Origin of the sequence: Rhodococcus sp. T2V, assembly GCF_029269925.1 — a bacterium.
Taxonomy (GTDB): Bacteria; Actinomycetota; Actinomycetes; order Mycobacteriales; family Mycobacteriaceae; genus Rhodococcus_F; species Rhodococcus_F koreensis.
The window spans coordinates 1-4,405 of sequence record NZ_JARJBD010000211.1; the positions used below are offsets into that span (position 1 = coordinate 1).

Consider the following 4,405-nt stretch of genomic DNA (forward strand, 5'->3'; position numbering starts at 1 on the left):
TCCTCGCCGCCTTCGTCATCCATCACCGCGTCCGCAAATAGCAGACACGCTCTAGTCGAAGAGGGTGGGCGCCTCTCCCGGCTGATCGCGGGCAGGCGGCTCGACCTCGCCGGCCGGGCTCGTCGCCTTGTGCACCACGGACAGCGTCGTCGTCCGGACCGACAGTCGATGTCCGTCGGGATGCTGCAGCGAAGCCATGCCCTTGCTGACCTCGACGACCAGCCAGGGGCCGGCGTGACCGGACGCCTGCACCAGATCACCCACCTGTATCTGTACGGCTACCACCGCGTCCTCCCAAGGTCTACTGCATCGGCCTGTGCCCAGCGTAGCGACATCGGCCGGTGTCAGCCGACCAACGGGCGCAAGCCGTCGAGACGGTGAGGGTCACCTCGATATGATGCACATCGAGGTCTGTCCGAGAACTCCACGACTGATCCGAGCAAGCACGATGACGCGAAAGTGGTCACGGCGGTCAATCGGAGCGCTGTCGCGGCGCGACGCGGCGTCCCACTTCGGGGCTGTCGATGCGGACGCGCGAGAGATGCCTGCGCGTCTGATAGCGCTCCTGGTGCGCCCGACCACCCCTCCTCTGTGGCTGGGTATCGTGGTCGCCGCCACCGTGATCACCGTGGAAACCGCTGTGGTGCATCAGCTCGACACGGTCGCGCCGCAGAACGCCTTCGGCGCGGTGTTCCTGCTCGGAGTCCTGGTGGTCTCGGCTCGCTGGGGATTCGTGCTGTCGGTGATGACGACGTTGGTCAGTGCAGTCGTCTACGTCTACTTCCACCTCCAGGTGGCGGGGTCCCTGCTTCCGACCAAACCCGGCGACTGGGTGGCCATCCTGGTCTTCCTGCCCGTCGCGCTGGTGGCCAACCTGATGGCCGGTCAGGCCAGATTGCGCACCGCCGAGGCGGTCCTGCGCCGGCGCGAGGCCGAGGTCAGCCGCGACGAACTCGGTGTCCTCGCCGCGCACCAGGCCGCACTGCGCCGAGTGGCAACACTGGCGGCGCGTGGAGTGAGCCCACCGGAAGTCTTCACAGCTGTCGCCGAGGAACTCACGCTCTGGCTGCACGTGGTCAACGCCGTACTCCTTCGCAACGACGGGGACGGTACGGGGACGTTGGTCGCCGTTCGATACGAGCCGGGGGTCACGGGGATGTCCGACACCGGAGACAGAATCCCGATGGAGGGCGACGACGTCGGGGCGATCGTTCTCCGCACCGGCCGTGCCGCCAGGATCGACAACCACGAACACGTCGGTGGGGAAGTCGCGACCCGCATTCGGGAGGGGGGCTTCGGATCGATCGTGGGAGTCCCGATCGTCGTGGACTCCCGGGTGTGGGGTGCGGCGATCGTCGGATCGCGGTGCGCCGAGCCGCTGCCACCGGACACCGAGGCGCGGCTCGGTGACTTCGCCGATCTCGTCGCGACCGCGATCGCCAATGCTGTGACCCGTGCCGAACTGCTCGCCTCGCGCGCGCGGATCGTCGCGGCCTCCGACGAGGCCAGGCGCCGCCTGGAACGCGATCTGCACGACGGGGCTCAGCAGCGACTGGTGTCGCTGGGGCTCGAGGTGCGGATGACGGAGGCATCGGTGCCTGCCGAATGGGTGGACGTGAAGGAGCAGCTGTCGGCCATCGCGTCGGGGCTGAAGGGGGTGTCGGAGGATCTGCGCGAACTCTCACACGGAATCCACCCGGCGATCCTGTCGAAGGGCGGGCTGGGATCGGCGGTGCGGACTTTGGCACGCCGTTCGGCGGTCCCCGTCACCCTCGACGTCGCAATCGAGGATCGCTTCGCGGAATCGGTCGAGGTCGCCGCCTACTATGTGGTCGCCGAGGCGCTCACCAATGCCGCCAAGCACGCGCGAGCCTCCGAGGTGACCGTGTCGCTGGGGACTCAGGACGGCATCCTTCACCTCGTGATCCGGGACGACGGCGTCGGCGGTGCGTCGTCCGCCGCGGGCTCCGGGCTCCTCGGATTGCAGGACCGGGTCGAGGCCCTCGGCGGCCACCTGCGGATCACGAGTCCGCCGGGTCACGGCACCACGCTGGACATCACCATCCCGGTCGCCGGCGAGTGAACGACGGGATTTTCCTGCTAGCGGGAATGCGTACCCGGGAGGATCGGGTCGACCATGGAGGGCATGGTGTTGCAGCTCGGTAGTCCACGATGCCTGATCGTCGATGACAGCCCGTGTTTTCTGGCCACTGCTCGGCGACTGCTCGAGCAGCAGGGCATCCCGGTGGTCGGCACAGTGTCGAACACCGCCGACGCGGTGCGGACGGCCGCGGAACTGCAGCCCGATGTCATTCTGGTCGACGTCGAACTCGGCGCGGAGTGCGGATTCGACCTCGCGCAGCGACTCGACGAGTCGTTCGCAGCAGCAGTGATCCTGATTTCCACGCACGCCGAGCAAGACCTGGCCGACCTGGTCTCCGGGAGCCCCGCGGTGGGATTCGTGTCGAAGACCGAGCTGTCGTCCGACGCAATCCGGGATCTGCTCCGCGCTGAACGGGACCGCGTGGCTCCGGTCAGCGAGCCTCGAGAAAGGTGACGACCGCGAGAACCCGTCGGTGATCGTCGCCGGTCTCCGGGAGGTTCAGTTTGGTCAGGATGCTGCGCACGTGCTTCTCGACGGTTCCCTCGGTGACCCACAGTCGGCGGGCGATGCCGGCATTGGAACGTCCTTCCGCCATGAGGGCCAGAACCTCCCGCTCCCGCGTGCTGAGCGCCGCGAGCGGGTCGTTGCGCCGACGGGCGGAGACCAACTCCTGCACCAGCGCCGGGTCGACGACGGACGCCCCCGCGGCAATGCGCTGCAGGGTGTCGATGAAATCGTCGACGTCGGTGATGCGGCTCTTGAGCAGGTAGCCGATTCCCCGGCCGCTGGCCAGTAGTTCCATGGCGTGCTCGACATCGGCATGCGCCGACAGCACGAGTATGCCGACCTCGGGGAACTGTTCGCGTATCTCCCGGGCCGCGTCGAGGCCTTCGGTCGTGTGGGTCGGTGGCATCCGGATGTCGACCACCACCAGGTCGGGCGTTCGCTTCCGGACCAGTTCGAGAAGGGTGGTTGCGTCGCCGGCCTGCCCCAGGACATCGAAACCGGAGCGGGTGAGCAGGCTCGCCACACCCTCGCGGAGCAGGACGTCGTCCTCGGCCAGCAGCACCCGCACCCGTGGCGCCGCCGGATCGGACCGCGCCGCCGGAGGATGGAATTCGGCCATCGTCGACCCCGAGTTTCCGCGTCGTCCGTGAGAAAGCGCCCGATCACCGTCGAAGTGATCGACTTCGAGAGTACGTCATCGGCACCCCGCCGATACGCCACAATGCGGTCTTGCCATTGCCGGCCGGCAATGGCATTGCAGCTACCTGGAAGACCGAGATTACTGCTGGTAGCACCCGCAAACACCCGCTGGCTGTGGCGACTGCGCGCCGTGTTCGGACGAAAATTTACTTCAATGGTCGTTCGATCATCAACCCGATCACAGCTCCAGAAAACGAAAGGTGAGAACAATGTACAAGCTCGCAATCCGCGCGGCGGTCGCCGCAGCCGCAATCGCACCCCTGATCGCCCTCGGCGCCGGAACTGCTTCCGCGGCAACAGCAACCGACAGCGTTGCTACGCCCGTCGCACGGGTCGTGCCGGATGCGGGGCCCGTGACCGACGTGCCGCAGTCGGGCTTCCCCTGGGGCTGGCCGGGAACCTACGGGCCCCAACGACCGGAGGCCGGCCCGTTCCTCGGTGGCTTCGGTGGTTTCGGACACTTCGGTGGTTTCGGGGGCCACGGCATGTTCTAGCGCATCGGCGTCGGGTCAACTAGCGTGCCGCTCAGCGACTGCAGTGTGTGTGTTCAGAGGTGGCCTTCTACGAATTGGGCGATTCCGTTGCCGAAAGACCAGTCATCGCGCGTGTTCTCGACGACCGAGACGATCACATCGGTTGGTGCGAGACCGGTCTCGATGTGAAGTCGGTCGGCCAGTGCCCGGTACATCGCCGTCTTCTGGTCCACGCTTCTGCCCTGTTGAGCGATCTGCACGACGACGATGTCGTCGGTGCGTTCGAACCCCAGTCCGGTGTCCTCGGCGATGATCTGGCCCGGCCTGTGTTCGGTGATGAGTTGGTAACGGTCTCGATCCGGTGCGGCGAAGTGTTCGAGCATCACGTTCTGCACGACGTCCGCAACGTGGCGAAGCTGCTCAGGTGTGCGCCTGTTTTCGATGACGTGGATGTGGACGAGAGGCATGACGTGTTCCTCGAGTGTGGGGGGAGTGGTGAGTGGGGGCCTGTGCGGGGTGCGGTCAGAGATCCGCGCCCCGCACAGGTGATGTGGTGGAGGTCTAGTTGTTCTGGGGGAATCCGAGGTTGAGGCCGCCGTGGCTGGGGTCGAGCCAGCGGGTG

At 66.8% G+C, this 4,405-nt stretch carries 6 protein-coding genes; 3 read left to right on the forward strand and 3 right to left on the reverse strand.

Annotated elements, in window-relative coordinates:
* Nucleotides 1–51: 51 nt before the first annotated feature.
* Nucleotides 52–285 (reverse strand): hypothetical protein, encoded by a 234-nt coding sequence (locus P3H15_RS53090; protein WP_043824622.1) that lies wholly within the window; start codon nt 283–285, stop codon nt 52–54.
* A gap of 256 nt (nt 286–541) precedes the next feature.
* Between P3H15_RS53090 and P3H15_RS53095 the strand changes: the two genes are divergently transcribed.
* Both P3H15_RS53095 and P3H15_RS53100 read left to right on the forward strand, forming a co-directional pair.
* Nucleotides 542–2,083 carry a DUF4118 domain-containing protein gene (locus tag P3H15_RS53095; RefSeq protein ID WP_276144679.1) on the forward strand — a complete coding sequence of 514 codons (1,542 nt, stop codon included), beginning with the start codon at nt 542–544 and terminating at the stop codon, nt 2,081–2,083.
* Between the two features lie 54 nt (nt 2,084–2,137).
* On the forward strand, nt 2,138–2,557 hold the full coding sequence (locus tag P3H15_RS53100; protein WP_276144680.1) for a LytTR family DNA-binding domain-containing protein: 420 nt from the start codon (nt 2,138–2,140) through the stop codon (nt 2,555–2,557).
* Here the strand turns inward: P3H15_RS53100 and P3H15_RS53105 are convergent.
* Nucleotides 2,535–3,230, reverse strand: a complete 696-nt coding sequence (locus P3H15_RS53105; protein WP_276144681.1) for a response regulator transcription factor — start codon at nt 3,228–3,230, stop codon at nt 2,535–2,537. The genes P3H15_RS53100 and P3H15_RS53105 overlap by 23 nt on opposite strands.
* Nucleotides 3,231–3,519: 289 nt before the next feature.
* On the opposite strand from P3H15_RS53105, the gene P3H15_RS53110 reads away from it, so the two are divergent.
* A complete protein-coding gene (locus tag P3H15_RS53110) occupies nt 3,520–3,804 on the forward strand; it encodes a hypothetical protein (protein ID WP_276144682.1) in 285 nt (94 codons plus the stop codon).
* 53 nt (nt 3,805–3,857) lie between these two features.
* On the opposite strand, the gene P3H15_RS53115 is transcribed toward P3H15_RS53110, so the two are convergent.
* Nucleotides 3,858–4,250 carry a tautomerase family protein gene (locus tag P3H15_RS53115; protein WP_276144683.1) on the reverse strand — a complete coding sequence of 131 codons (393 nt, stop codon included), beginning with the start codon at nt 4,248–4,250 and terminating at the stop codon, nt 3,858–3,860.
* Nucleotides 4,251–4,405: the final 155 nt, after the last annotated feature.